General features: G+C 71.2%; 23 protein-coding genes. 14 read left to right on the top strand and 9 right to left on the bottom strand.

Features of this window, described 5'->3' with window-relative positions; all coding sequences use genetic code 11:
- Position 1: 1 nt before the first annotated feature.
- Positions 2 to 355 (bottom strand): iron-sulfur cluster insertion protein ErpA, encoded by a 354-nt coding sequence (erpA, locus tag K9S39_RS32135; protein ID WP_006606077.1) that lies wholly within the window; start codon positions 353 to 355, stop codon positions 2 to 4.
- A 340-nt stretch (positions 356 to 695) separates the two neighbouring features.
- On the opposite strand from erpA, the gene nadA reads away from it, so the two are divergent.
- Both nadA and K9S39_RS32125 read left to right on the top strand, forming a co-directional pair.
- Entirely contained in the window at positions 696 to 1,883 is a 1,188-nt protein-coding gene (gene nadA, locus K9S39_RS32130) for a quinolinate synthase NadA (protein WP_248866838.1), read from the top strand.
- 160 nt (positions 1,884 to 2,043) lie between these two features.
- Positions 2,044 to 3,123, top strand: coding sequence for an ATP-grasp domain-containing protein (locus K9S39_RS32125; protein WP_248866837.1), 1,080 nt, complete (start codon positions 2,044 to 2,046; stop codon positions 3,121 to 3,123).
- Here K9S39_RS32125 and K9S39_RS32120 read toward each other — a convergent pair.
- Positions 3,079 to 3,372, bottom strand: a complete 294-nt coding sequence (locus tag K9S39_RS32120; protein ID WP_248866836.1) for a hypothetical protein — start codon at positions 3,370 to 3,372, stop codon at positions 3,079 to 3,081. The two genes, K9S39_RS32125 and K9S39_RS32120, sit on opposite strands and share 45 nt — an antisense overlap.
- On the bottom strand, positions 3,369 to 3,680 hold the full coding sequence (locus K9S39_RS32115; protein ID WP_248866835.1) for a hypothetical protein: 312 nt from the start codon (positions 3,678 to 3,680) through the stop codon (positions 3,369 to 3,371). Before K9S39_RS32115 ends, K9S39_RS32120 begins: the two co-directional genes overlap by 4 nt.
- A 114-nt stretch (positions 3,681 to 3,794) precedes the next feature.
- On the opposite strand from K9S39_RS32115, the gene K9S39_RS32110 reads away from it, so the two are divergent.
- Complete coding sequence (locus K9S39_RS32110) at positions 3,795 to 4,628, top strand: helix-turn-helix domain-containing protein (protein ID WP_248866834.1); 834 nt, start codon at positions 3,795 to 3,797, stop codon at positions 4,626 to 4,628.
- Positions 4,619 to 4,822 (top strand): DUF397 domain-containing protein, encoded by a 204-nt coding sequence (locus K9S39_RS32105; protein ID WP_248866833.1) that lies wholly within the window; start codon positions 4,619 to 4,621, stop codon positions 4,820 to 4,822. Before K9S39_RS32110 ends, K9S39_RS32105 begins: the two co-directional genes overlap by 10 nt.
- A gap of 582 nt (positions 4,823 to 5,404) precedes the next feature.
- Here the strand turns inward: K9S39_RS32105 and K9S39_RS32100 are convergent.
- The 5 genes from K9S39_RS32100 to K9S39_RS32080 all read right to left on the bottom strand — a co-directional run bounded on the left by K9S39_RS32100 (position 5,405) and on the right by K9S39_RS32080 (position 12,141).
- Positions 5,405 to 8,611 (bottom strand): efflux RND transporter permease subunit, encoded by a 3,207-nt coding sequence (locus K9S39_RS32100; protein WP_248866832.1) that lies wholly within the window; start codon positions 8,609 to 8,611, stop codon positions 5,405 to 5,407.
- 152 nt (positions 8,612 to 8,763) lie between these two features.
- Positions 8,764 to 9,453, bottom strand: coding sequence for a response regulator (locus tag K9S39_RS32095; protein WP_248866831.1), 690 nt, complete (start codon positions 9,451 to 9,453; stop codon positions 8,764 to 8,766).
- 79 nt (positions 9,454 to 9,532) lie between these two features.
- Positions 9,533 to 10,849, bottom strand: coding sequence for a sensor histidine kinase (locus K9S39_RS32090; RefSeq protein WP_248866830.1), 1,317 nt, complete (start codon positions 10,847 to 10,849; stop codon positions 9,533 to 9,535).
- Positions 10,850 to 11,020: 171 nt separating this feature from the next.
- Positions 11,021 to 11,299: a PspA-associated protein PspAA gene (pspAA, locus tag K9S39_RS32085; RefSeq protein ID WP_248866829.1), complete on the bottom strand. Its 279-nt coding sequence runs from the start codon at positions 11,297 to 11,299 to the stop codon at positions 11,021 to 11,023.
- 56 nt (positions 11,300 to 11,355) lie between these two features.
- Positions 11,356 to 12,141 carry a PspA/IM30 family protein gene (locus K9S39_RS32080; protein WP_283113580.1) on the bottom strand — a complete coding sequence of 262 codons (786 nt, stop codon included), beginning with the start codon at positions 12,139 to 12,141 and terminating at the stop codon, positions 11,356 to 11,358.
- Between the two features lie 425 nt (positions 12,142 to 12,566).
- Between K9S39_RS32080 and K9S39_RS32075 the strand changes: the two genes are divergently transcribed.
- Positions 12,567 to 13,163, top strand: coding sequence for a DUF3043 domain-containing protein (locus tag K9S39_RS32075; protein WP_248866827.1), 597 nt, complete (start codon positions 12,567 to 12,569; stop codon positions 13,161 to 13,163).
- A gap of 194 nt (positions 13,164 to 13,357) precedes the next feature.
- On the top strand, positions 13,358 to 13,510 hold the full coding sequence (locus K9S39_RS43140) for a hypothetical protein (protein ID WP_406708047.1): 153 nt from the start codon (positions 13,358 to 13,360) through the stop codon (positions 13,508 to 13,510).
- Between the two features lie 37 nt (positions 13,511 to 13,547).
- Here the strand turns inward: K9S39_RS43140 and K9S39_RS32065 are convergent, their stop codons facing one another.
- Positions 13,548 to 13,769 carry a hypothetical protein gene (locus K9S39_RS32065; protein WP_248866826.1) on the bottom strand — a complete coding sequence of 74 codons (222 nt, stop codon included), beginning with the start codon at positions 13,767 to 13,769 and terminating at the stop codon, positions 13,548 to 13,550.
- Between the two features lie 200 nt (positions 13,770 to 13,969).
- Between K9S39_RS32065 and K9S39_RS32060 the strand changes: the two genes are divergently transcribed.
- From K9S39_RS32060 to lpdA, 8 genes are all read left to right on the top strand, one after another.
- Positions 13,970 to 15,268: a bifunctional adenosylcobinamide kinase/adenosylcobinamide-phosphate guanylyltransferase gene (locus K9S39_RS32060; protein WP_248866825.1), complete on the top strand. Its 1,299-nt coding sequence runs from the start codon at positions 13,970 to 13,972 to the stop codon at positions 15,266 to 15,268.
- Between the two features lie 512 nt (positions 15,269 to 15,780).
- The gene (locus K9S39_RS32055; protein WP_248866824.1) at positions 15,781 to 16,323 is read left to right on the top strand and encodes a class I SAM-dependent methyltransferase; all 543 of its coding nucleotides are present in this window, start codon (positions 15,781 to 15,783) and stop codon (positions 16,321 to 16,323) included.
- 127 nt (positions 16,324 to 16,450) lie between these two features.
- Positions 16,451 to 17,497 carry a nicotinate-nucleotide--dimethylbenzimidazole phosphoribosyltransferase gene (cobT, locus tag K9S39_RS32050; protein ID WP_248866823.1) on the top strand — a complete coding sequence of 349 codons (1,047 nt, stop codon included), beginning with the start codon at positions 16,451 to 16,453 and terminating at the stop codon, positions 17,495 to 17,497.
- A gap of 79 nt (positions 17,498 to 17,576) precedes the next feature.
- Positions 17,577 to 19,337: a phosphatidylglycerol lysyltransferase domain-containing protein gene (locus tag K9S39_RS32045; protein WP_248866822.1), complete on the top strand. Its 1,761-nt coding sequence runs from the start codon at positions 17,577 to 17,579 to the stop codon at positions 19,335 to 19,337.
- Positions 19,334 to 20,056 carry a hypothetical protein gene (locus K9S39_RS32040; RefSeq protein ID WP_248866821.1) on the top strand — a complete coding sequence of 241 codons (723 nt, stop codon included), beginning with the start codon at positions 19,334 to 19,336 and terminating at the stop codon, positions 20,054 to 20,056. Before K9S39_RS32045 ends, K9S39_RS32040 begins: the two co-directional genes overlap by 4 nt.
- A 9-nt stretch (positions 20,057 to 20,065) precedes the next feature.
- Positions 20,066 to 20,869, top strand: a complete 804-nt coding sequence (locus K9S39_RS32035; protein WP_248866820.1) for an adenosylcobinamide-GDP ribazoletransferase — start codon at positions 20,066 to 20,068, stop codon at positions 20,867 to 20,869.
- A 224-nt stretch (positions 20,870 to 21,093) separates the two neighbouring features.
- The gene (locus tag K9S39_RS32030; RefSeq protein ID WP_248866819.1) at positions 21,094 to 22,641 is read left to right on the top strand and encodes a leucyl aminopeptidase; all 1,548 of its coding nucleotides are present in this window, start codon (positions 21,094 to 21,096) and stop codon (positions 22,639 to 22,641) included.
- A 370-nt stretch (positions 22,642 to 23,011) separates the two neighbouring features.
- Positions 23,012 to 24,400, top strand: a complete 1,389-nt coding sequence (lpdA, locus tag K9S39_RS32025) for a dihydrolipoyl dehydrogenase (protein ID WP_248866818.1) — start codon at positions 23,012 to 23,014, stop codon at positions 24,398 to 24,400.
- Positions 24,401 to 24,448: the final 48 nt, after the last annotated feature.

Below are 24,448 nucleotides of genomic sequence, written 5' to 3'. Positions count from 1 at the left end.
CTTAGCTGAAGGAGTCGCCGCAGGCGCAGGAGCCGGTGGCGTTCGGGTTGTCGATCGTGAAGCCCTGCTTCTCGATGGTGTCGACGAAGTCGATGGAGGCACCGCCCAGGTAGGGGGCGCTCATCCGGTCGGTGACGACCTTGACGCCGTCGAAATCCTTGACCACATCGCCGTCGAGCGAACGCTCGTCGAAGAAGAGCTGGTAGCGCAGGCCGGAGCAGCCACCGGGCTGAACGGCCACCCGCAGCGCGAGGTCGTCCCGGCCCTCCTGCTCCAGCAGGCTCTTGACCTTCGACGCGGCCGCGTCGGACAGGATGATGCCGTCGCTGACGGTGGTCTCGTCCTGAACGCTCATCTACATCTCTCCCGGGTTGTACGGACCGCTTGTCATCGGATGCAACAGACTGCAACCGCAGACGTCCCGGATTAATTCCGGCTGGGCGCAACTTCTCTTCTTCATGCTCGCACACCGTCGCACGGGCGCAGATGTGCGTCCGGACACGCCGGATATATGCGGGAGGCGTGCCCGGGGCCGGGCACGCGAGGCGGGGCGGGACGGCGGTGATGCGTCACATCGACACTATGGCCATCGTCAAAGTGACGTGAACCGGTTATGATAGATAATGTCAAATAGACGAAAAGGCATGCGCCCGAGCGGGGTCGCATGCCTCAGAGCTGTCTGCAGAGAAGAGAGGGTGCGTGTCGTGACCACCGCCCAGCCCCTGGACGTCCAGCCGACGCCGCTGGCCCTGCTCCTCCTCGGCCGCGAGGCCGACCCGAAGAGCGAGCGCGGTGTGGAGTGCCCCGGTGACCTGCCGGCCCCCTCGGACCCCGACCTCGTCGAGCGGGCCCGCGCCGCCAAGGCGAAGCTCGGGGACAAGGTCTTCGTCCTGGGACACCACTACCAGCGCGACGAGGTGATCGAGTTCGCCGATGTGACCGGCGACTCCTTCAAGCTCGCGCGGGACGCGGCCGCCCGGCCGGACGCCGAGTACATCGTCTTCTGCGGTGTGCACTTCATGGCCGAATCGGCCGACATCCTCACCGGCGACGACCAGCAGGTGATCCTTCCCGACCTGGCCGCCGGCTGCTCGATGGCCGACATGGCGACCGCCGAGCAGGTCGCCGAGTGCTGGGACGTGCTGACGGAGGCGGGCATAGCCGAGCAGGTGGTGCCCGTCTCGTACATGAACTCCTCGGCCGACATCAAGGCGTTCACGGGTAAGCACGGCGGCACGATCTGCACCTCCTCGAACGCCAAGCGGGCGCTGGACTGGGCCTTCGAGCAGGGAGCGAAGGTGCTGTTCCTGCCCGATCAGCACCTGGGCCGCAACACCGCCGTCCGCGACATGGGGATGTCCTTGGACGACTGCGTGGTCTACAACCCGCACAAGCCGAACGGCGGCCTGACCGCCGAGCAGCTGCGGGACGCGAAGATGATCCTCTGGCGCGGCCACTGCTCGGTGCACGGCCGCTTCTCGCTGGACTCGGTCGACGACGTCCGCGCCCGCATCCCCGGCGTCAATGTCCTCGTCCACCCCGAGTGCAAGCACGAGGTCGTGGCGGCGGCGGATCACGTCGGCTCGACGGAGCACATCATCAGGACCCTGGAGGACGCGCCCGCCGGTTCGAAGTGGGCGATCGGCACCGAGCTGAACCTGGTCCGCCGCCTGGCGAACCGTTTCGCCGACCAGGACAAGGAGATCGTCTTCCTCGACAGGACGGTCTGCTTCTGCTCGACGATGAACCGTATCGACCTGCCCCACCTGGTGTGGGCGCTGGAGTCGCTGGCGGCCGGCAAGGTCGTCAACCGCATCGAGGTCGACAAGGAGACCGAGAGCTTCGCGAAGCTGGCGCTGGAGCGGATGCTGGCGCTGCCGTAGGCGCGCGGCGGGGAAAGCTGGGCCGGGGCCTGCACGAATGGTGATTCGTGCAGGCCCCGGCCCTGTGTGTCACGCTGATCACGACACCGGTGAGGCGTTTCGGGCGGTCCCGGTGCACCGCGGTCCCGGTGCATCGGTGCATCGGAAGTGAGGTGCGACGGTGGACGTACGCATCTGGTTCAACGGGATCTGGCCCGACAGGATGCACCTGATCCCGATGCTTCGCGAGAACCCGGACCACGCCGATGTCCGCATCTTCGGCACCCATACGAACCCGGCGGCACCGGCGCTGCGGGCCTGCGATGTGGCCGGAATCGAGCCAGCGGCCAGCGGCCGCGACGGCGACGGCGACGACGAGTTCTTCGGCTTCGCGCTCGACTTCTGCCGGCGGCACGGCATCGATGTGGTGATGCCGTCCGCGCGTCTCGCGGCGTTCGCGGACCACGCGGCGGCGTTCGCGAGGATCGGCACCAAGGTCATGTGCTCGCCCGCCGCGACCGCCCGGCTCGTGACCAGCAAGAGCCGCACCTACGCGGCCGCCGAGGACGCACGCGTTCCGCTCGCCCCCTGGCGGGTGATAGCCGACGCCGACGGGCTGCGGAACGCGGTCGCGGAAATGGCACGGACGGGCGTCCGCCTGTGCCTGAAACCGGCCGGCGAGTACTCCGCCAACGGCTTCCGCGTCCTGGACGACGCGCCGCTGGAGGTCTCGGATCTGGAACTGCCCCCGCAGCCCCGGGTGTCGGTGGCCGACGCCGCGGACGCGCTGCGGCGCGCCGAGAAACGGGGCGAGCCCGCCCGCCCGTTCATCGTGATGCCGTATCTGGATCCGCCGGAGATCAGTGTCGACTGTCTGTCGGATGCGGTGGGCAGGCTGGTGACCGCGATCCCCCGGGCCAAGGAGGGCAAGGTCCGGACGATGCTGGACGCCCCGGAGCTGACGGCGCTCGCACGGCGAGTCGTCGCCCACTTCGGGCTCGCTTACCTCTCCAACGTCCAGTTCCGCCACTGGAACGGGCGCCCGGTGCTGCTCGAAGCGAACGCCAGGGCCTCCGCCGGCCTCTACCAGACGGCCCTGACCGAGGTGAATCTGGCCTGGGCGGCCGTACGGATGCTGCGGTACGGCGATTCCGGCGAGCTGCCGCCGCCCAGGTCCGGCGGCCGGCTCGTCGTGGTCCACCATGCGATCCCGATCTCAGGACTCCGGCAGCCCGTCGCCCCGGCTGTTGCGGATTCGTAGTGCGTCGCTCAGGGCGATGATGAGGCAGACGGCCGTACGGCGCAGTTCCTGCGGATCGGCGCCCGGGGCGGCGAGTTGTGGGCTGACGTTGGCCAGCACGCGCTCGGCGCCGACCAGCAGTTCGTCCTCGATATCGTCGGCCAGCAGGGACAGCCGGCTGTCGGGGTCGTCCGTGCTCAGGTAGCAGGGCGCGCCGTCCAGCGTGGTCCAGGGCAGGAGTCGCAGCGGGGTGCCGTCGTCGCGCATCATCGGGCACCCGCCTTCACGTACTGCGTCCGCCGCTCGCGGAACTCTTCCGGGGTGAGGGCGTACGGCCGGATCAGCTCGGACGCGTCACCGCAGAGCGGGACCTCGGGGCGGCGGCGGTATCGGGGCGGCGGGGGTACGTGCCGGTGGCGTGGCGGGCTCGGGGGGACGTGGGCGCGGTGGCGCCCGGTGGCGGGCATGACGCGGCGCAGCAGTAACAAGACGAGTTTCGCTGTAACTTGGGCCATGTCGACCTGCTCTCTCAGGTTGGCCATGCCCCCGGACCCGGCCAGGTCGCGGGGGTCTGGCATGTCGTACGCAGCGGTGATTACCGTGTGTATCGCCATCGTTGCCCGAGGGGATATGGCCTCAACAGGGGCGTTCCGTCCCAGAGTTGAGTGTGGGACGACAGAGAGCCGAGTCGCATGAAGTTCACGCCGCAGGAACTGACCCCGTACGTCTCCGCCCGCCACTACTTCGGATCGGAGCTGCGCCGCCACCGCGAGAGCGCGAAGCTGTCGCTGGCCCAGCTGGCGGACATCCTGAACTCCAGCAAGAGCACGCTCGCGCGCATCGAGAGGGCGGACTTGATGCCACCGCCGGATCTGCCGGCCGCCCTGGATGCGGCCTTCGGCACGGACAAGCACTTTTACGGCCTGTATCAGCTGGCCAGGAAGGAGACGCATCCGGACCGGTTCCGGCGGTATATGGAATTCCACGCGCGGGCAGAGGCCATCGAGGTCTTCGAGACGCAGTTCGTGCCTGGGCTGCTACAGACCGAGGCGTACGCCCGCGCCCTGCTGAGCGCGCCTCCCGACGTCACCCGGGAAATGATCGAGGAGCGTGTGCAGGCTCGGCTCGACCGTCAAGAGCAGCTGCATTCCGCTGCGTCCAGGCGGCATTGGGCGATCCTGGACGAGGCGATCCTCTGCCGCCCTGTCGGCGGCTCCCAGGTCATGCACGCACAGCTGAACGCGTTGCTTTCGCACGTCGATACGCCGACCCGCACGATTCAAGTGCTCCCTTTCGAGCACGGTGAACACGCGCTGATGGCTGGCCCGCTGGCGCTCGTGAAGACCTCGGTCGGGCAAACGGTGGCCTGGGAAGAGGGGCACATCGACGGCCGCCTCTTCGAGGACCCAGCAGCTGTGAACCGCCGTGTGGCGCTCTACGACAAGCTTCGCGCATACGCTCTATCTCCACGGGATTCTGCGGAGAGGATCCGGAAGGCGATGGAGAGGCACGTGCCATGCGAGTAAGCCCCGAACTGGGCAATGCCACTTGGCGTAAGAGCAGCTACAGCAACACGCAGAATGCGGACTGCGTCGAGGTCGCCGACGGTTTCCCCGGCGTCGTCCCCGTACGCGACAGCAAGAACCCCCACGGTCCAGTACTAGCCATACCGGCCGCCTCCTGGACGGCCTTCCTGGCCGCCCTCCAGAGCGAGGGATAAAAGACCAGGTCAGCCCGTCCCAGCCGCCCGCTGGGACGGGGCGGCAGACGCCGCATCCAGCCACACCCGCTGCCCCTCCCCCGTCACCGTGATCCCGTACCGGTCGCGCGACGGGCTCCCCGCGTCCGTCCAGTCGACGTACGCGGCCTCCGCCTCGTCCCACAGCCGACGCGGACCGTACTGCTCCGTCTCGTACGTATCGTGACCGGGAACGTACTCGACCGTGGCCCATGACGTACGCGCGTCGTCGAACAGCCAATACGTCGCGTGGTACCAGTCGCGGATGCGGCCGTAGAGACGGTGCGGTCGCCCACCTCGAACGTGTCGGGAAGGAAGCAGGCGCGGTCAACCGCCGCTACGGCCGGTGCCCAATCCGGCGTGAGCGCGCCCTTGTTGCGCAGGACTTCCACCAGTCGGCTCGGCGAGGGCATGGCGCCATGCGTGCCCGGCAGAGCTCGCCGCAACCATCCGTTCGTGCGGCGGCGCAGCTTCCCGGTCGCCCGTTTCCGCAGATCAGCCCGTCCCAGCGGTCGGCTGGGACGGGCTGATTCGGCATCTACCGGTGCTACCGGCGGGGCTTGGTCACACCCCGGCCGGATCCGGCGTGCGGTCGGCCTCGTCCGACCGCGCGCCCGCCTTCTTCGCCCGCTTCGCGGCCTTCTTCTTCGCCCGGCGCTCCTTGCGGAGTTCGATCATCGCGTAGAGCGTCGGGACGAGGAGGAGGGTCAGCAGGGTGGAGGTGATCAGGCCGCCGATCACGACCACGGCGAGCGGCTGGGAGATGAAGCCGCCGTCCCCGGTGATGGACAGGGCCATCGGGAGCAGCGCCATGATCGTGGCCAGGGCGGTCATCAGGATCGGGCGGAGGCGGTGGCGGCCGCCCTCGATGACCGCGTCGACGACGCCGTGGCCCTGCGACCGGTACTGGTTGATCAGGTCGATCAGGACGATGGCGTTGGTGACCACGATGCCGATCAGCATCAGCATGCCGATCATCGCCGGGACGCCCAGCGGGGTGCCGGTGGCGACCAGCAGGCCGATCGCGCCGGTCGCCGCGAAGGGGATCGAGACGAGCAGGATCAGCGGCTGGATCAGGGACTTGAAGGTGGCCACCAGGAGCATGAAGACGATGGCGATGGCGGCCAGCATGGCCAGGCCGAGCGAGGAGAACGCCTCGTCCTGGTCCTGCGAGACGCCGCCGATCTCCGCCGTGGCGCCGTCCGGCAGCTTCAGGGCCTTGAGCTCGCTCTGCAGCTTGGCGCTGACCGCGCCGGTGTTGTCGCCGGTCGGCTCGGCGCTGATGGTCGCCGAGCGCGCGCCGTCGATACGCGTCATCTGGACGGGACCGGGAACGGTCTTGACGGTGGCGATGTCGCCGAGCTTGACCGGGCCCGCCGGGGTCGGCACGGCCAGATCCTTCAACTCGGCCTCGGTGGTGGCCGGTCGGGCCGCCTTGATGACGATGTCGCGCTCGGTGTCGTCCAGGACGGCCTTGCCGCTGGGGGTGCCGCGTACCGCCTGGGCGACCGTGGCGCCGAGCGTGGCCTGGTTGTAACCGGCCGCGGCCGCCTTGGAGTTGGGCGTGACGGAGATCCTGGGCACGCTCTGCGCGAGGTCGCTCTGGACGTCGGTGACGTCGTCGAGGCCCGCCACGGCCTTGCGGACCTGCTCACTGGCCTTCCTGAGGACGTCGGCGTCGCCGGCCTTGACGACCACGCTCAGGTCCTGGTTGCCGAAGCCGCCGCCCGCGGTGACGGTGGTGTCGCCGATGCTCTTGCCGAGCTTGTCGAGACCGGCCCGCAGGTCGTCGGTGACCTTGCCGGAGTCGGCGGAGTCCGTCAGCTTCACCTGGTACGTGGCCTGGTTGGCGCCGGTGCCGCCGCCGAAGGCCGCCATGAAGCCGGAGGAGCCGACGGTGACCTGGTAGTCCTTGACGGCGGGGGTGTCGGCGAGCAGTCTCTCGACCTTCTTGGCCTGCTCGTCGGCCGCGCCCAGGCTCGTGCCGGGCGTGAGCTCCTGCTTGAGGGTGAGGGTGTCCTGGTCGCCCGGGTCGAAGAAGTTGGTCTTCAGCAGCGGGCCCATGGCGAAGGTGCCGATGAGGATCGCGACGGCGATGACCAGACTCGTCACCCGGCGGCGGGTGGCGAAGCGGAGGACCGGGACGTAGAGGCGCTGGAGGGGGCTCCGGGTCTCCTTCTCCTCGGCCTTGCGGCGGAGTTCGTCCGCGGTGGTGCCCTCAGGGATCTTCGGGGCGCGGAGGAACCAGTACGACAGGACCGGGACGACCGTGAGCGACACGATCAGGGACGCGAGCAGGGCGACGGTGACGGTGAGGGAGAAGGAGCCGAAGAGGGCGCCGACCATACCGCCGACCACGCCTATCGGGAGGAAGACCGCGACCGTGGTGAGGGTGGAGGAGGTGATCGCTCCGGAGACCTCGCGGACGGCGGTGAGGATGGCGTCGCGGCGCTCCTCGCCGTAGCCCAGGTGCCGTTTGATGTTCTCCAGGACGACGATGGAGTCGTCGACGACGCGGCCGATCGCGATGGTCAGCGCGCCGAGGGTGAGCATGTTGAGGGAGAGGTCCTGGGTCCACAGGACGATGAGGGTGATGACCACGGAGAGCGGGATGGAGACCGCGGTCACCAGGGTCGAGCGGAGGCTGAGCAGGAAGAGCAGGATCACGATGACGGCCATGATCAGGCCGAGCAGGCCCTCGGTGGTCAGCGAGTCGATGGACTTGGAGACGGCCGGGCCCTGGTCGGAGGCGACCGTGACGTCGGTGCCCTTGCCGAGGTCCTGACGGATCTCGGGGAGCTTGTCCTTGACCGCGTCGGAGATGGCGACGGCGCTGCCGTCCTGGTCCATCGTCATCATGACGGCGAGGCTCGGCTTGCCGTTGGTGCGGGTCAGGGAGGTCGGGGTGGCCGGCTCCTCCTTGACGGTGGCGATGTCGCCGAGGCGGACGGGCTCGGCGGACGGGCCGTCGGCCGCGCCGCCGTTACCGGCCGCCGGACCGCCGGGGCCGGAACCGCCCGCGCCCGCCGCCGGGGTGACCATCAGGTCCTGGATCTGCTTGACGGACGTGAACCCCGCGCCGACCTGCACGGTCCTGCTCTTCCCGCGCTCCGCGAAGGACCCCGCGGGCACGGACGTCCCACCGGCCTCCAGCGCCTGCCCGAGCGCCTGGGTGGTCAGCCCGGCCGCGGCCAGCTTCTTGTCGTCGGGGGTGACCGCGACGATCCGGTCCTGGACGCCGTCCACGGTGACCCGGCCGACGCCGTCGATGTTCTTCAGGTCCGGGACGACGCTGCGGCGCAGCTGGTCGGCAAGGGTCTGCTGGTCCTTGGTCGCGGACGAGACGGCGAGGACGACGGTGGGCATGTCGTCCGTCGAGCCGGCCACCACCTGCGGATCGACGTCCTTCGGCAGCTTCGCGCGGGCGCGGTTCACGGCCTGCTGGACGTCGGCGACCAGGCGCTTGGAGTCATTGCCGTAGTCGAACTGCGCCATGAGGACGCCCGAGCCCTCGCTGGACGTCGAGGTGACGCTCTTGATGCCGTCGACCGCCTGGATTCCGTCCTCCAGCGGCTCGATCACCTGCTTCTCGACGGCATCGGGCGACGCGCCCTGATACGGGGCCAGCACGGACACCGCGGGGTATTCGATGGACGGCAGGAGCTGCTGCTTGAGCTGGGGGATCGCGATGGCGCCGAAGGCGATCGCGACGACCGATATCAGCGCTATCAGGCCCCGTTGTACGAGGCTGAGCCGGGACAGCCAGGACATGGGTGGGGTCTCTCTTCTTCTGTTCCGAATACGTCGGCGGGGCCTTTGCGGGCCCACCTACACCCTCGGCCATGCCCTGGCCGGATTTCCTCGCTCGCAGGTCGGTTTCGGGCCACGGCCCGTACCGCACCCGGAGTACGGGGCTCCCCCCGTTACTGCACCCGTGGGCGTACGAGCCCCGACTCGTACGCGATCACCACCAGCTGGGCCCGGTCGCGGGCGCCGAGCTTGGCCATCGCCCGGTTGACATGCGTCTTGACCGTCAGCGGGCTGACCGCCAGCTGCTCGGCGATCTCGTCGTTGGACAAGCCGCCGGCGACCAGGACCAGCACCTCGCGCTCGCGGCCGGTGAGCGTGGCGAGCCGTTCGTCACCCCGGCCGCCGGGCCCGCCGTCGGACGGACCGTCGCCCTGTGCGAGGAACTTGGCGATCAGGCCCTTGGTCGCGGCCGGTGAGAGCAGCGCCTCGCCGGCCGCCGCGATACGGATCGCGTTGAGGAGTTCGTCGGGCTCGGCCCCCTTGCCGAGGAAGCCGCTGGCGCCGGCCCGCAGCGACTGGACGACGTAGTCGTCGACCTCGAACGTGGTCAGGATGACCACCCGGACGCCGGTGAGCTCGGGGTCCTCGCTGATCATGCGGGTGGCGGCGAGACCGTCCACACCGGGCATCCGGATGTCCATGAGGACGACATCGGCGCCCGTCGACCGGGTCAGCTCGTACGCCTGGGCGCCGTCCGAGGCTTCCCCGACGACCTGCATATCGGGCTCGGAGTCGACGAGGATCCGGAAGGCGCTGCGCAGCAGCGTCTGGTCGTCGGCGAGCAGCACCTTGATCGTCGTCATGTCGTCTCCCCCGTCATGATGTCTCCGCCGTCATGTCGTCTCGACCGTCATCTCGTCTCAGCCGATGTCGTCCCGGTTGTCATGTCGTCCCGGGCGTCATCGTCTCGGGCGTACGGGCGGCCTGCAGCGGCAGGGTGACCCGCACCTGGAAGCCGCCGGCGGCGCGTGGGCCCGTCACGACCGTGCCGCGCAGCGCGAAGACCCGCTCGCGCATCCCGATCAGGCCGTGACCGCCGCCGCTCTCCCTCGGCTCGGGGGCCTCCCGGGCGGGCCGGTCGCCGCGCTGGCGGGGCACTCCGGCCCGGCCGGCGCCGTCGTCCAGGACGGTCACCGTCAGCGCCTCCTCGGAGCGGAGGATCCGCACCGTCGCGCGGGCGCCTTCCCCGGCGTGTTTACGGACGTTGGTGAGCGCCTCCTGGACCACCCGATAGGCGGTGAGGTCGACGGAGGCGGGCAGGGGTCCGGGCGGGTGGGGGATATCCGTGCCGGGCGGGCCCTGGATCTCCAGGTCGACGGGGAGCCCGGCGCGGATGAATCCGTCGACGAGCTGGTCCAGGACGCCGAGGCCGGGCGCTGGTTCGGTGGGCGCCTTGGGGTCGTCGGACTGGCGCAGCAGGCCGACCGTGGCGCGGAGCTCCTCCAGCGCGGAGCGGGATGCCTCGCGGACGTGCGCCAGCGCCTCTTTGGCCTGGTCGGGGCGGTTGTCCAGGACGTGTGAGGCGACCCCGGCCTGGACGTTGACCAGGGCGATGTGGTGGGCGACGACATCGTGCAGCTCGCGGGCGATCCGCAGGCGCTCCTCGGCGACCCGGCGCCGGGCTTCCTCCTCGCGGGTGCGCTCGGCGCGTTCGGCGCGCTCCCGTATGGCGTCCACATAGGCGCGGCGGCTGCGGACCGCGTCGCCCGCCGCCGCGGCCATGCCCGTCCAGGCGAAGATCGCCAAATTCTCCTGGGCGTACCAGGGGTGTTCCCCGAAGAGCATCGCGGCGGCGGTCAGCACGACGACGGTGAGCGCGCCGACCCGCCAGGTGGTGGGCCGGTCGGTGCGGGAGGCCACGGTGAACAGCGCGATCACGGAGGCCGCGGCGACGGGGGCGCGGGGGTCGCTGGACTCCACGACGAGTTCGACGATGGTCAGCGAGCCCGTGGCCGCGAGGACCGTACGGGGCAGCCGTCTGCGCAGAATCAGGGCGGTGCAGGCGAGGGCGGCCAGCACCACGGTCGTGGCCAGCAGCGGGCGGTCGCCGAAGCGCGGGCCGTGCGGACCATGCGGTTCGGCCACGGAGCCGCACAGGATCGCCACAAAGACGGCCGCGGCCAGGGCGGCGTCGAACGCGAGCGGATGCTTCCGGTGCCACCGGAAGCGGTCGGCGCGGGGCACCGCCTGTGTGGGCACAGCCGCTCCGGGCGCGTCCGTTCCGGGATCGAGAGAGGTCACAAGAGCAAACGGTAGCGCCCCGGCCCGACAGGGGACCGGGGCGCCGACCGTTGTGCGCTGGAGGAGCGATGCCGGGACGGTGCGTACCGTGCGCGGTGCGCGCCTGCCCGGACCGCTTCGGAGCAGGTGTCAGCCCGGGATGAGGCCGTCGTCGCTGAGCATCTCCCGGACCTCTTCGAGGGTCGCGTCCGGAGGCGGGAGGATCAGTTCGGACGGTTCCAGGGATTCGTCGGGCAGCGGGGTACCCAGTCGGCGCACCGCTTCCAGCAGCGCACCGAGGGTGCGCCGGAAGCCGCCCGTGTCACCGCTGTCCATCTCTTCGAGCAGCTCGTCGTCCAGCTTGTTGAGCTCTATGAAATGGCTGTCGTCCAGCTTCACCTGGCCCTCGCCCATGATCCGTACGATCACGACGATCTCCCTTGGTCCGGTCCGACGATCACTGCGAGGCTAGCCGCCCACGACCCTCACTGCTTGTCGAAACGCGGCTGGTCCTGCTGCTGGGACGGCTGGGCCTGGTCGGCCTGGCCGCCTTCGATGGCCTGCTGCCCGGCGGACGGGCCGCCCGCCAGCTCGGCCTTCATCCGCTGCAGCTCCAGCTCGACATCGGTGCCGCCGGACAGCCGGTCCAGCTCGGCGGCGATGTCGTCCTTGGCCATGCCGGACGGGTCGTCCAGCGCGCCGGACGCCATCAGCTCGTCGATGGCACCCGCCCTGGCCTGCAGCTGCGCGGTCCGGTCCTCCGCCCGCTGGATGGCCGTGCCGACATCGCCCATCTCCTCGGAGATGCCGGAGAACGCCTCGCCGATACGGGTCTGGGCCTGGGCCGCGGTGTACGTGGCCTTGATCGTCTCCTTCTTGGTGCGGAACGCGTCGACCTTGGCCTGGAGGCGCTGGGCGGCGAGGGTGAGCTTCTCCTCCTCGCCCTGCAGCGTCTGATGCTGCGTCTCCAGGTCGGTGACCTGCTGCTGCAGCGCGGCGCGGCGGGAGAGCGCCTCGCGGGCGAGGTCCTCGCGGCCGAGCGCGAGCGCCTTGCGGCCCTGGTCCTCCAGCTTGGAGGACTGGCCTTGGAGCTGGTTCAGCTGCAGCTCCAGGCGCTTGCGGGAGGTCGCCACGTCAGCGACGCCCCGGCGCACCTTCTGCAGCAGTTCCAGCTGCTTCTGGTACGAGTAATCGAGGGTCTCGCGCGGATCCTCGGCCCGGTCCAGGGCCTTGTTGGCCTTCGCGCGGAAGATCATCCCCATCCGCTTCATGACACCATCGCCGCTCATGGGCCTCGCGCGCCCCCTTCTGACCGAGTTACATCGGGCTTAGGCTCCAGCACATACCTACAGACCCCACAGTACGGGCCTTGGCTCCATTACCGCACTGTTCAGCCCCGGATGCGCTCCTCCTGCAGGACGATCGGCGGCTCCGTCTTCTCCCCTGCAGGGAGTATGGCGCGCCCGGGGACCCCGGCACGGTGTCCGCTCCGCCGTCCGCTCTGTCCTGATACGACGTCCGATCCGTCCCGCTACGAACGTCCGTTCCGTCCCGGCGGAGCACGGGGATCCGCCTCCGTACGACCGTATTTTTCCTGGTCCGGCTCCGGAGCGGCGGGCCCGTACGCCGCCGCCGTTGCCGGATCGTTCCCCGTCGGACTCCGGCCCACACCGGGCGACCACGTACATTGGGGGTTGTGTTCCGAAGCCGTTCTAAGGATGAGCAGGCCGCGCCCGCCAAGGCGACCGCGGACCAGCCCCAGCAGCCCCGCGACCCGCAGGCCCCCAAGGGCCGCCCGACGCCCAAGCGCAGCGAAGCCCAGTCGCAGCGCCGGTCCCGAGCGAGTACGCCGACCAACCGCAAGGACGCGACGAAGGCGGCCCGGGAGGCCCGCCGCGCCGATATGGCCCGCCAGCGGGAGGCCCTGGCCAGCGGCGATGAGCGTTATCTGCCGGTGCGCGACAAGGGTCCGGTGCGCCGGTTCGCGCGGGACTTCGTCGACTCGCGCTGGAGCGTGGCGGAGTTCTTCCTGCCGATGGCCGTGCTGATCCTGGTGCTCACCATGGTCCGGGTGCCGCAGATCCAGACCATCGCGCTGCTGATGTGGCTCGTGATCATCGTGGCGATCGTGCTCGACTCGATCGTCATCTGGACCCGCCTGGGCAAGCAGGTGCGGGAGCGCTTCCCCGACGAGAACACCAAGGGCGTCAAGGCGTACGCGGTCATGCGCACGCTCCAGATGCGCCGGCTGCGGCTGCCGAAGCCGCAGGTCAAGCGCGGGGAGCGGCCCTGAGCCGGACTCCGTCCGGGTCCGGCTTCCAAGGCGGGGCCGCAGCCTGGCTCCGCAGGCTCGGTGGTCTCAGGAACACCGTCCGGCAGGAACCGGAGTACACCAACCGCCTCGGGCTGCGGGTACGGGCCGACCGGCTGGACGCGCTGACCGCCACACTGGCCGGGATCGGCGCACCGCTGCACACCTGGTACGGCGTGCGGGTCTTCACCGATCTCGCCGGCGACGCGGACGCGCCGGAGTCCGACGAGGAGCTGACGCGGCTGCTGGCCGCCGAGGAGCGGGCGGGGCGGACGGATCCGTATCGCGGGGTGGCGGCGCTGCTGCATCTGTGCGGGGTGCGGGGCTGAGGCTCCGAGGGGCGCTCGGCCCCGCCCCCGCCGGCGCTCAGCCCGCGTCCGTCTCCGGGTTCGCCGCGTGCAGGCTCATCGGGTAGACCTCCGTGCCGTCCTCGAAGAGCGTGACCTGGTCGACGCCGCCTTCGAGCAGCTCTTTCCAGTTCTCACCGATCCAGGACTCCGCGTCCCCCTGCGTGGTGAACTCCTCCGGTTCCACGGCGGGCACCGCCTCCGTACCGTCCGCCTTCTCGAACCGCCACGTCCACGCCATGTCCGCCTCCTGGAATCCCACCGAGTACGTCTGTGTGCCACCACGGGCCGTGGTGAGGCGCCGAACTGCGGTACGCCCCCTGCCCGCGGTGCTGTGCTTTCCGTGCTGATCAGCAGCTTAGATCGGCCCGTCGCATCTAACGGCCGTGTCGGGCCATCCCCCCGCGCGCTGATCGGCCCCGGACGGGAGAAAATCGGCGGGTGGAACTGACTCTCCTCGGCACCGGAGCCCCGCAGGGGCTGCCGCGCCCCGGCTGCCCATGTGCCGCCTGCGCCACCGCCGTCGGCGGGGAGGCGCGGGCGGCGACCGCGGTGCTGATCGACGGCGCGCTGCTCATCGACCTCACGCCGGGGCCCGCCTTCGCGGCCGCCCGGGCCGGCCAGTCGCTGGCGGGCGTGCGGCAGGTGCTGCTCTCCCATCCGCACGACGGACCGGCCATGGAGGTGCCGGCCGGGCTGCCGACGCCGGGCCGGGTCGCGGACGGCCGGGAGCTGGCGCTGCTCGGCGGGCACCGGGTGCGGGCGATCGCCGTGGACATCCCCGGTACCGGCTACGAGGTCGGCGGTGTGGACGGACAGCGGCTGCTGTATCTGCCGCCCGGCGCGGCCCCGGCCGGGCTCGGCGACGGGAACGGCGGCGGGTACGAGGGGATGGGCGGCGGCGGCCCGTACGACCTGGTGCTGCTGGACGTCCTGGGGCGGCCGGACGCGCTGGCCCGGCTGCGGGCGAGCGGGGCGGTGGACGCGGCGACGGATGTGGTCGCCGTGCACATCGACCACACCGTGCCGCCGGGGCCCGAGCTGCACCGCAGGCTGGCGGCGGCGGGCGCGCGTACGGTGCCGGACGGCGGCACGGTGGTGGTCGGCGAGTATCCCGCGCCCTCCGCGCCGCCCGAGGTGCCGCGCCGCACGCTCGTCCTGGGCGGGGCGCGCAGCGGGAAGTCGGCGGAGGCGGAGCGGCGGCTGGCGAGCTTCCCGGACGTGCTGTACGTGGCCACCAGCGGTACCCGGGAGGGCGACGCGGAGTGGGCGGAGCGGGTGGCGCTGCACCGCGAGCGGCGGCCCGGCGGCTGGCGTACCGCCGAGACCTGCGATCTGGTGCCCCTGCTGGAGGCCGCCAGGCCGGGCATGACAGCGGCCGGGCCGCGCGCCGATCCGGGCACCGGGCGGCCCGCCGATGCGGCACCGCTGCTGATCGACTGTCTGGCGCTGTGGCTGACGCACGCCATGGACGAGGTCGGGGCATGGGACGACGAGACCTGGGAGGCGGGCGGCCGGCGGGCGCTGCGGGAGCGGACCGACGCGCTGGTGGCGGCGGTCCGGGCGACGCACCGGCAGGTGGTGGCGGTCAGCAACGAGGTGGGGTCGGGGGTCGTTCCGGCGACCGCGGCGGGGCGCCGGTTCCGTGACGAACTGGGGCGGCTGAACGCGGCGTTCGGCGCCGAGTGCGAGCAGGTGGTGCTGGTCGTCGCGGGCCAGGCGCTCGCGCTGCGCGGCTGACGGCGCTGCCGGCCCCCTTACTGTGCGTGCCGCCGGCCGCACCGCGCCACCGACGGCTCCGCGTGGCTCGCTGCGCTGCGTGGATGACGGCGGCCCGACGGGCCCCGTGTCCGCTTGCCCGCCGACGCGGCGGCGGGTGCTCTTGAGACGTGACGGAATCCGAACACGAAGCGCCCGCCCCCACCGGTCCCTTCCACCCACCGCCGGGAGGACGGGGCTGCCTCCCATGCCGTTCGGGCTATGGGGGAAGGTCGCAGGACGGAGTCCGGAGGCCGGTCACCGCACCCGGACAACAACGCCCGCCGCGTGGGGGTACCTCCCACGCCGTTCAGGCAGTGGGGGAGCAACGGCGACAGACCCTCACGGCGGGAAAGCCGACAACGTGGGGCGCAGGCCCGCCGCAGGCGCGGGCCCCACGGCGGGAAAGCCGAAACGTCGGCCCTAGCCAAGCGCAGCGCCACCGTTTCGACGCCGCCGTCCGCGCCTATCTGGCGCGGCATCCGGAGGCGACGGTGGTCGCGCTGGGCGAGGGGCTCGGTACCGGTTTCTGGCGGCTGGACAACGGGCGGCTGACCTGGCTGTCGGTACAGCCGGCGGAGACCGCCGCGGTGCGGCGGATGCTGCTGCCGGACGGGGCGCGGCGGCGTACGGTCGCCCGTGCCGTGACCGATCATGGCTGGCTGGACGCGGTAGGGGAGCCGCGGCGCGGGGTGATCGTCACGGCGCAGGGGGTGCTGACGCGGCTGCCGCCGCTCGCGGTGCGAGCACTGCTGGGGGCCTGTGCGGAGCGGTTCCCCGGCGGTGCGCTGGTCTTCGACGCGGTGTCGCGGCGGGCGGCCGTCCTGGCCGGGCGCGGGGCCGTGCTGGCCGGTGGCCGGTGGCCCGCTCCGGTGCGCTGGGGGCTGGACCGGGCCGATCTGCCGCGGCTGGCGAGCACCCATCCGGGCATCGCCGCGGTGCGTGAACTCCCATTGCGGGGAGCCCCGTTGGGCCGTCTTCCGGTGCTGCGCGGGTGGCCGCCGCTGGTGTGCGAGGTGCGGTTCACGGCGCGGTAGGGCCGGTCCGGTGGGACAGGGTCGCGGGCCCGGCCCTGCCCCACCGGACCGGCCCCACGGCCCCCGGTGGGGGGCCGCCGGCACCATGACGCGTGGTCAGCGCCGCGTTGACGGTAACCTGCGCCCAATGAGCGTCCTGAACCTCGATGACTTCGCCCACCTGATCGAGCGCCCCGATGGCGGTGTGCGCCGTGACGCCGAGGAGTGGCGGGCACGGCTGGCCGTGCCGCCTGGTGCGTTCGGCCGGCTCGACGAGCTGGGCGCCTGGCTGGCCGCCGCGCAGCAGCGGGTGCCCGTGCGGCCGGTCGAGCGGCCCCGGCTGCTGCTGTTCGCCGGTGATCACGGGGTGGCGGAGCTGGGTGTCTCGGCCCGTCCGGCCGGCGGCACCAAGGACCTGGTGCGGGCCGTGCTGGACGGGGTGAGCCCGGCCGCGGTGCTGGCGCGGGGCGCCGGGGCGCGGCCGCGGGTCGTGGACATGGCGGTGGACTGCGATCCGGCGGAGCTGCCCGAGGAGGTCACCCGGTACCGGGTGCGGCGCGGTTCGGGGCGGATCGATGTCGAGGACGCGCTGACCGCCGAGGAGGCGGAGGCGGCGTTCCGGGCCGGTATGGCCCTCGCGGACGAGGAGGCGGACGCCGGCACGGATCTGGTGGTGCTGGGCGATCTGAGCGTCGGCGGCACGACGGCGGCGAGCACGCTGATCGCCGCGCTGTGCGGGACGGACGCCTCGGTGGTCACCGGCCGGGGCGGGGCGCGGATCGACGATCTGGCGTGGATGCGCAAGTGCGGGGCGATCCGGGACGCGCTGCGGCGGGCCCGGCCGGTGCTCGGCGACCAGCTGGAGCTGCTGGCCACGACCGGCGGCGCGGATCTCACGGCGATGACCGGTTTCCTGCTGCAGAGCGCGGTACGGCAGACGCCGGTGATCCTGGACGGGGTGGTCTCGGCGGCCTGTGCGCTGGTGGCGCAGCGGGTGGCGTTCCGGGCGCCGGACTGGTGGCTGGCCGGGCAGGCGAGCGGGGAGCCGGCACAGGCGAAGGCCCTGGACCGGATCGCACTCAACCCTCTCCTCGATCACGGCGTCACTGCTGGTGAGGGGACAGGGGCGCTGCTGGCACTGCCGATGGTGCAGGCGGCCGCGGCCCTGGCGGCGGAACTGCCCGTACGCGACTGAGCGGCGCCGGCCGCGGCCGGCGGCCGCATCCGGACCGTCCGCGACGCCCCATAAGATCACGCTTAATGGGAGAAGTCGCTTGAGTCCGGATGAAGACCGCCCCCGCGGCCCCTGGTCACAGCGCGGCGCCGCGTTCGGTGTCTGGTATCTGCGCATCGTCACCTTCGTGAATCTCCTGAGCGCGGTGTGGGTGTCGTTCGGCAACGACATCCGCCGGCACAACGTCGAGGAGTTCTTCACCCCGTATCTGCTCACCGCGGGCTTCGCGTCCGGCGCCTTCTCGCTGTTCCTGTCGGTGACGCTGCGGCGGCGCAAGCGCGCGGCGTGGATCCTGAACCTGGTGCTGTCCGGGCTGCTTCTGCTGCTGTTCGGGGTCGCGCTGGCGACCGCGCCGGAGTTCCGGGGGCATACGCAGAACTGGGTGTCGCTGGCGCTGACGCTGCTGTTCTTCGGGGCGCTGGTCGTCGGCCGCCGGGAGTTCTACGCGAAGGGCGACCGCGCCAACCCGAAGCTGGCCGCGGTCACCGCCGCCGGCGGGCTGCTGGCCGCCTCGCTGCTGGCGGCGCTGCTGGTGGACGTCACCAACACCGCCCAGGACGCGTCCGCCGGGTCGGCGACGTTCCTGCAGCGCTGGCGGTACGGCGTGATGCGGCTGGTGTCGCTCGCCGCCGACGACCGCGCGTTCCCCGGGATCGACACCCCGAACTGGGTCGATGTCGTCATCAACGTGCTGAGTGCGGCACTGCTGATGGCCGTGCTGTGGGCGGCGTTCCGGTCCGTACGCAGCACCGACCTGCTCACCGAGGACGACGAGGAGCGGCTGCGGGCCCTCCTGGCGCGGCACGGCGACCGGGATTCGCTGGGCTATTTCGCGCTGCGCCGCGACAAGAGCGTGCTGTTCTCCCCCAGCGGCAAGGCGGCGGTCACCTACCGCGTCGTCGGCGGGGTGTCGCTGGCCTCCGGCGACCCGCTGGGCGATCCCGAGGCGTGGCCCGGCGCGATCGACCGGTGGCTGGCCGAGGCCCGCGCGCACGGCTGGGCACCGGCCGTGATGGGCGCCGGCGAGGAAGGCGGCACGATCTACGCCCGGCACGGGCTGGACGCGCTGGAGCTCGGCGACGAAGCGATCGTGGAGACCGAGCAGTTCACGCTGAGCGGCCGTGCGATGCGCACCGTCCGGCAGGCGTACAACCGGGTCCAGCGGGCCGGCTACAGCGTCCGTATCCGGCGCCATGAGGACATACCGGCGGCGGAGATGGACCGGCTGCTGCGGCTGGCCGACGACTGGCGCGACGGGGAGACCGAGCGCGGCTTCTCCATGGCGCTCGGCCGGCTCGGCGACCCCGGGGACGGGCGCTGTGTGATGCTCGAATGCACCGACGGAAACGGCGAGCTGCGCGCCCTGCTCAGCTTCGTCCCCTGGGGCGCCAAGGGGCTCTCACTGGATCTGATGCGGCGCGACCGGGATTCCGACAACGGCCTTATGGAGTTCGTGGTCCTGGAGATGATCCAGCGCGCGAAAGAGGTGGAGATCACTCAGATCTCACTGAACTTCGCGATGTTCCGCTCCGTCTTCGAACGTGGATCGCGACTCGGCGCGGGTCCGGTGCTGCGCCTGTGGCGCTCGCTGCTCAGCTTCTTCTCCCGGTGGTGGCAGATCGAATCGCTCTATCGCGCCAATGCGAAATACCACCCCATCTGGGAACCCCGGTACATGCTCTTCGAAAAGAGCACCGATTTGCTGCGCATCGGTATAGCCGCCGCTCGCGCCGAGGGATTCCTCGAAGCACCCGGTCTGCCGAAATGGCTGCACCGCAAGCATTTGGAGAACGTGAGATGACTGAGGCACGGGCGGAGCGGCGGGGGGTATCCGTGCTGCGTCGCGCCGCGCGTGCCGAGTGGGGACCGCTCCTGGGAACGGTGTGGTCCACGCTCGCCGCGAAGAAATTGCGGGCCGTTCCGGTGACGCTCACCGCGGTATGTCTGACCCTGATTTTCCAGCTCGTACAGAATCAGCCCTGGGGCTATCAACCGGTCCAGAACATCGGATCCGTGCAGGCCGACGAGCACATCTGGCTGGCCCTGCTGCGCACTCCGCTGTCGATTTTCGTGCCCGCGCTGGATCTGCCGGTCTGGGGTGCGCTGGCGCAGATACTCGTGGTATTCGGAATCGCCGAGATCTGTATCGGCTGGCGGCTGATGATGCTGGTCGCCTATGCCGCCACACTCGCCGGGACGATATATGCCCGGATCGGCATCTGGATCGGTCCGGAAAGCCCCATCGGACTTCCCGGGTCCGACGCGTATGTCATCGACACCGGTCCGTCGGCGGCCGTGGTGGGCCTCGCGGTCTTCGTCTGCTGGCGTTATCGCGCCTGGCTGACCTGTGCGCTGGTGGTGGCCGCGATGGTCTTCGAGGTCGTGTTCATCAAGAACAACCTGGCGGGCAAGGAGCATGTCGCGGCGGTGCTGGTGGTGCTGGTGCTGTGCGCGGCGTGGGAGCTGCTGCGGCGCGAGACGATCGGGGCCGGCAATGGAACGCCGTACGAGCCGGGTTAGCCTGCCGCGGTGACCGACACCCCCGACACGTCCCTGCCGGCGGCCCCCGGCGACGCCCTGCGGTTCGCCTTCGGGACACTGACCGTGCTCCCCGTACGCGTCGGCCGCTGGGACCGGGCGACCGCGCGCGGCGGGATGCTCTGCGCGCCGCTGGCCGGGCTGGTCGTCGGGCTGTGCGCGGCGGCGCTCGGCGGGGCGCTGCTGCTGCTCGGCGGCGGCCCGCTGCTCGCCGCGGTCGGCAGCGCCGCGGTGCCCGCCGCGCTCACCCGCGGGCTGCATCTGGACGGGCTCGCCGACACCGCCGACGGCCTGGGCAGCGGCAAGCCCGCCGAGGACGCGCTGCGCATCATGAAGCAGTCCGATATCGGCCCGTTCGGGGTCATCACGCTGCTGTTCACCCTGCTGGCCCAGGTGGCCGCGCTGTACGAGCTGTACGCGGACGGCTGGGCGCGCGGCGCTCTGGCGGCCGCCGTCGCGGCGGTCGTGGCGCGCTGCGCGCTGACCCTCGCCTCGCGTGCGGGGGTGCCGGCCGCCCGGCCGGAGGGGCTGGGCGCGGCGGTCGCGGGCACCGTTCCGGCGCGCGCCGCGCTGCTCTGCGCAGCGCTGGTGACCGCCCTGTGTGCCGCCGCGGGCGCGCTGCGGGGCCCGTACGGCGCGCTGCACACCGCCCTGGCGGTGACGGCCGGCCTCGGGCTCGCCGAACTGGTGCTGCGGCACTGCCGGCGGCGGTTCGGCGGGGTGACCGGTGATGTGTTCGGCGCGCTCGCGGAGAGCGCCGGGCTCACCGCGCTGATCGTGCTCGCGCTCGGCTGAACCGAAGAACCCAGGGTCGTCGGACTCCCGTCGTCCTCCCCAACACCCCCGGCACGCTGGCCGATTGAGCGCCCTTCACCAGGGGAAACGAGCCATCCGCAGGCCACGCGGGGCGAGTCGGACGGTATCTGACAGGGCCTCGCGGCGCCGCCGAGCGTAGGCTCGGCCGCAGCAGCGCTCAAGGCGCAATACGGATTCCCCGACGGAACAGGACCTTTATCACCGTGACTGCACTGACCCTCAGCACTTCCTCCGCCGCAACGCTGCGTGCGGACGCCGTCGTCGTCGGCGTGGCCAAGGGCGCCAAGGGCGTCGTCGTGGCCCCCGGTGCGGAGGCCGTGGACAAGGCCTTCGGCGGCAAGCTCGCCGCCGTGCTGGAGACCCTCGGCGCGAACGGTGCCGAGGGCGAGGTGACCAAGCTGCCCGCCGCCGACAGCCTGAAGGCTCCGGTCGTACTGGCGGTCGGCCTCGGCGATGCCCCGGCCAAGGGCGACGCCTACGACAACGAGGCGCTGCGGCGCGCGGCGGGCAGCGCGGCCCGCGCGCTGAACGGCTCGAAGAAGGCCGGCTTCGCGCTCCCCGTCGAGGACGCCGAGGCGGCCGCCGCGATCTCGGAGGGCGCGCTGCTCGGCGCGTACGCCTTCACCGCGTACCGCAGCAACGGCAACGGCGCGAAGCCCGCCAAGGGTGCGAAGAAGGGCAACGACACCAAGGCGCCGCTGGCGGAGGTCGCGATCCTCGGCGGCAAGCCGCGCGACAAGGAGTTCAAGGCCGCCGCCGAGCGTGCGCAGACGCTGGCCGCGGAGGTCAACCGCGCCCGCGACCTGATCAATACGCCCTCCAACGACCTCGACCCGAAGTCCTTCGCGGCGCAGGCGCAGGCCGCCGCCAAGGAGTTCGGGCTCAAGGTCGAGGTGCTGGACGAGAAGGCGCTCAAGAAGGGCGGCTACGGCGGCCTGCTCGGCGTGGGCCAGGGATCGGAGGCGCCGCCCCGGCTGGTGCGGATCGCGTACACGCACAGCAAGGCGAAGAAGACCCTGGCGCTGGTCGGCAAGGGCATCACCTACGACTCGGGTGGTATCTCGCTCAAGCCGGCCGGCCACAACGAGACCATGAAGTGCGACATGAGCGGCGCGGCCGCGGTGTTCGCCGCGGTCGTGGCCGCCGCCCGGCTCGGCCTTGAGGTGAACGTCACGGGCTGGCTGGCGCTCGCCGAGAACATGCCGTCGGGCAGCGCCACCCGTCCCGGTGATGTGCTGACGATGTACAGCGGCAAGACGGTCGAGGTGCTCAACACCGACGCCGAGGGCCGGCTGGTGCTGGCCGACGCGCTGACCCGCGCGTTGGAGGAGAAGCCGGACGCGATCGTGGACGTGGCGACGCTGACCGGCGCGATGGTGCTGGCGCTGGGCCACCGCCACTTCGGGATCATGGCCAACGACGACGCGTTCCGCGCCTCGGTCCACGAGATCGCGGAGGAGGCCGGCGAGCAGTCCTGGCCGATGCCGCTGCCCGAGCATCTGCGCAAGGGCATGGACTCGCCGGTCGCCGACCTCGCCAACATGGGCGAGCGGATGGGCGGCGGCCTGGTCGCCGGACTCTTCCTGAAGGAGTTCGTCGGCGAGGACGTCCCCTGGGCGCACCTGGACATCGCGGGCCCGTCCTTCCACGAGGGCTCACCCTGGGGCTACACCCCCCAGGGCGGCACCGGCTCCGCCGTACGCACCCTGGTGCGGCTCGCCGAGCGCACCGCCGCGGGCGACCTCGGCTGAGGCCTTTCCCGTCTCGTCTGTTTTGTCCGTACGGCCCCGAGCTCACGGCGAGGGGCCGTACGTGTGCGTTCCCGGTACGTTCGCCCTCAACGAAATCCGCCACCCGTCTCCCACCACCACCCTTCGCAGGTGGCGCTTCGCGCCGCCGGTACCTTTCGCACGCGCGTTCGCACCGGTAACCGCCCTGGGGCGCTTGATCAGCCGCCCCGCAGCCCGGCCCGCCGTCTCGTCTCCCGGCAACAAGTGCAAAGATGGGTTCTCGGCAGGACAGGGCCCCCCTTTACCAGGGCCGAAGTAAAGCGGCCGAACAACAGCCGCCGCCCGGTCATCGGAGACCGGCTCCGGCGTACCCATGCATGGAGGACGTGACGTGGCGAACGACGCCAGCACCGTTTTCGACCTAGTGATCCTTGGCGGCGGTAGCGGTGGTTACGCCGCGGCCCTGCGCGGGGCGCAGCTGGGCCTGGACGTCGCCCTGATCGAGAAGAACAAGCTCGGCGGCACCTGCCTGCACAACGGCTGCATCCCGACGAAGGCCCTGCTGCACGCCGGTGAGATCGCCGACCAGGCCCGCGAGGCCGACCAGTTCGGTGTCAAGACCAGCTTCGAGGGCATCGACATCGCGGGTGTCCACAAGTACAAGGACGACGTCGTCTCGGGCCTCTACAAGGGTCTGCAGGGGCTGATCGCCTCCCGCAAGGTGACGTACATCGAGGGCGAGGGCCGGCTGTCCTCCCCGACGTCCGTCGCGGTCAACGGGCAGCAGGTCCAGGGCCGCCACATCCTGCTGGCGACCGGCTCCGTGCCGAAGTCGCTGCCGGGCCTGGAGATCGACGGCGACCGCATCATCTCGTCGGACCACGCGCTCAAGCTCGACCGGGTGCCGAAGTCCGCGATCGTGCTGGGCGGCGGCGTCATCGGCGTCGAGTTCGCCTCCGCGTGGAAGTCCTTCGGCACCGACGTCACCATCGTCGAGGGTCTCAAGCACCTCGTCCCGGTCGAGGACGAGAACAGCTCCAAGCTGCTGGAGCGCGCGTTCCGCAAGCGCGGCATCAAGTTCAACCTCGGCACCTTCTTCGACAAGGCCGAGTACACCGCCGACGGAGTGAAGGTCACCCTCGCCGACGGCAAGACCTTCGAGGCCGAGGTGCTGCTGGTCGCGATCGGCCGCGGGCCGGTCTCGGCGGGCCTGGGCTACGAGGAGCAGGGCGTCGCGATGGACCGCGGCTACGTCCTGGTCGACGAGTACATGCAGACCAACGTGCCGACCATCTCGGCCGTCGGTGACCTCGTCCCGACCCTCCAGCTCGCGCATGTCGGCTTCGCCGAGGGCATGCTGGTGGCGGAGCGGCTGGCCGGTCTGAAGACCGTGCCGATCGACTACGACGGCGTGCCGCGCGTGACGTACTGCCACCCCGAGGTCGCTTCGGTGGGCATCACCGAGGCGAAGGCGAAGGAGCTGTACGGCACCGACAAGGTCGTCGCTCTCAAGTACAACCTCGCGGGCAACGGCAAGAGCAGGATCCTCAAGACCGCGGGCGAGATCAAGCTCGTCCAGGTCAAGGACGGTGCGGTGGTCGGCGTCCACATGGTCGGTGACCGTATGGGCGAGCAGGTCGGCGAGGCCCAGCTGGTCTACAACTGGGAGGCTCTGCCGGCCGAGGTTGCGCAGCTGGTGCACGCGCACCCGACGCAGAACGAGGCTCTCGGCGAGGCCCACCTGGCCCTGGCCGGCAAGCCCCTCCACTCCCACGACTGACCCGAGTCCGGGCGCGACCACTTTCCGCAATTCGTAAGGAGCAACCGA

It is taken from the genome of Streptomyces halobius (assembly GCF_023277745.1).
In the GTDB taxonomy this organism is placed as follows: Bacteria; Actinomycetota; Actinomycetes; order Streptomycetales; family Streptomycetaceae; genus Streptomyces; species Streptomyces halobius.
The sequence above is the reverse complement of the archived record's forward strand: the minus strand, read 5'-3'. Positions and strand labels throughout refer to the sequence as shown.